This window comes from Saccharothrix sp. ST-888, from assembly GCF_000955975.1.
In the GTDB taxonomy this organism is placed as follows: Bacteria; Actinomycetota; Actinomycetes; order Streptomycetales; family Streptomycetaceae; genus Kitasatospora.
The window spans coordinates 1-357 of record NZ_JYJF01000569.1; the positions used below are offsets into that span (position 1 = coordinate 1).

General features: G+C 73.4%; 1 protein-coding gene. It reads right to left on the bottom strand.

The window, feature by feature from the left end; genetic code table 11:
- Window positions 1-357: SDR family NAD(P)-dependent oxidoreductase (locus UK12_RS33805; RefSeq protein WP_045307044.1), on the bottom strand; the 357-nt coding region annotated here is incomplete at both ends.

Sequence of the window (357 nt, forward strand, 5' to 3'; positions counted from 1 at the left end):
GGGCGAGCTCCTCGGGGTCCTTGCGGATCAGGTAGTTGTCGGCGACCAGGCCCGCGCTGTGCACGATCCCGGTCAACGGCCCGTGATTGTCCGCGACATCGTCGAACAACCTGGCCACCGCGTTCCGGTCGGCCACGTCGGCGCGCTGGTAGTCGACCGTGAGGCCGGAGGCGCGCAGGGCGTTCAGCTCGCGCCGCCGCTGCTCGTCCAGCGGCGACCGGCCGGTCAGGACCACGGTGGCGTTGCCCACCGAGGCGCCGATCTCCCTCGCCACGATCCGCCCGAGTCCCCCGGCGCCGCCGGTGATCAGGTAGACACCGCCGTCCTGCCACGGCGAGGCGACGGTGCCGGGCAGGC